The sequence below is a fragment of the Luteibacter sp. P4_E6 genome (genome assembly GCF_056401535.1).
In genome coordinates this window covers 1-1,794 of record NZ_JBFUJE010000688.1, presented here as the reverse complement: position 1 = coordinate 1,794, position 1,794 = coordinate 1, and the positions used below count along the sequence as shown (strand labels likewise).

Annotated in this window: 2 protein-coding genes; both read right to left on the bottom strand. The window is 62.6% G+C overall.

The window, feature by feature from the left end; translation table 11 throughout:
* Positions 1–246, bottom strand: a 246-nt coding sequence (locus AC1DT2_RS22425; RefSeq protein WP_477298834.1) for a type VI secretion system tube protein Hcp, incomplete at its 3' end; no start/stop codon positions are given.
* 39 nt (positions 247–285) lie between these two features.
* Positions 286–1,779: a type VI secretion system contractile sheath large subunit gene (gene tssC, locus AC1DT2_RS22420; protein WP_477298833.1), complete on the bottom strand. Its 1,494-nt coding sequence runs from the start codon at positions 1,777–1,779 to the stop codon at positions 286–288.
* Between the last annotated feature and the right edge of the window lie 15 nt (positions 1,780–1,794).

The window sequence follows — 1,794 nt, the reverse complement described above, 5'->3', positions numbered from 1 at the left end:
GGCACCGGTGCACACGGCGTTAAGCAGCGCGTTAGAGCAGGAGTCGACGAACTTGGTGATCGTGATGTCCTGCACATTGGCCTTGCCGCCGGACGCGTAGCCCGCGCCGGTATGCAGGTTGCCCGAGTTACTGGCGCCCCACGACCACGCGATGATCGGCACCTGGTCCTTGTGCTTTGCGTGGTTGGAAGCGCCCTCGATCTTTACCTGACCGGGGCCGAACTTGAGATGCATGTCAAAAGCCATGAACGCTTTTCCTCGTTTGACGCGTAATTAGGGAAGGACTCAGGCAGCCTTGCCGGACGGCAGGCGGGCAACCAGGCGCAGCGAGACCGTGAGGCCTTCGAGCTGGTAGTGCGGCTTGAGGTAGAACTTGGAGGTGTAGTAACCGGGATTGCCCTCCACTTCCTCAACGACCACCTGCGCCGCGGCGAGCGGCTTGCGTGCCTTGGTCTCTTCGTTGGAATTGACCGGGTCGCCATCGACGTAGTTGAGGATCCAGCGGGTCAGCCAGTCCTGCATCTGCTCGCGTGTGCTGAACGAGCCGATCTTGTCCCGCACGATGCACTTGAGGTAATGAGCGAACCGCGAGCAGGCGAACATGTAAGGCAACCGCGCGCTCAGTGCCGCGTTGGCCGTGGCATCCGTATCGTCATACTCCTCCGGACGTGCCAGCGACTGCGCACCGATAAAGGCAGCCATGTCGGAGTTCTTCCGGTGGACGACCGGCATCAGGCCCATCTTGTCCAGCTCGGCCGAGCGGCGATCCGTGATGGCGATTTCAGTTGGGCACTTCATGTCCACGCCGCCGTCGTCGGTCGGGAAGACGTGCGCCGGCAGGTTGTCCACCGTGCCACCCGACTCCACGCCGCGAATGCGCGTGCACCAGCCGTACTGCTTGAACGAGCGGTTGATGTTCACGCCCATCGCATAGGCGGCGTTCTGCCAGGTGTATTTCGTCGAGTCGGCACCGCTGGTGTCTTCCTCGAAGTCGAACTCCTCCACCGGATCGGTCTTGGCGCCGTAAGGCAGTCGCGACAGCGTGCGCGGCATGGTCAGGGCGACGTACTTCGCGTCCTCGCTGTCACGCAGCGATCGCCATGCCGCGTAGTCAGGTGTCGAATAGATCTTGGCGAGGTCGCGCGGGTTGGCGAGCTCACTCCAGCCGTCCATGCCAAGCAGCCCCGGCGCAGCGGCAGCGATGAACGGGGCGTGCGAGGCCGCAGCCACCTGGGCCATGCCGCGCAGAAGTTCGACATCCTGCGGGCCATGATCGAAGTAGTAATCGCCAATCAGGCAGCCATAGGGTTCCCCACCGAGCTGGCCGTATTCTTCTTCGTACACCTTCTTGAAGATGGGGCTCTGGTCCCACGCCGTGCCCTTGTAGCGCTTGAGCGTACGACCGAGGTCGTTCTTGGACAGGTTGATCACGCGGATCTTCAGTTGCGGATCCGTCTCGGTATTGGACACCAGGTGGTGCAACCCGCGCCAGGCGCCCTCCAGCTTCTGGAAATCAGGATGGTGCAGGATCAGGTTCACCTGCTCACTGAGCTTGCGGTCGATCTCGGCGATATAGGCGTTGATTGTCTGCGTGACGTCGTCGGAAACGATGTCTGCGCGGTCGAGCACCTGCTCGGCCAGCGTACGGACAGCGGATTCCACCTCGGCACGAGCGCGCTCGCTCTTCGGACGGAATTCCTTGCTGAGCAAGGCGGCGAAGTCACCGCCCTCGGTGGTTTCGACGAGGGCCTCAGCGGCCTGGGTCTGCGTGGTCGCCATCGGTCAGTCCTCCTT

Coding starts and splice junctions, on each gene's coding strand:
- tssC (WP_477298833.1), bottom strand. CDS start 1,779: ATGGCGACCACGCAGACCCAGGCCGCTGAGGCCCTCGTCGAAACCACC.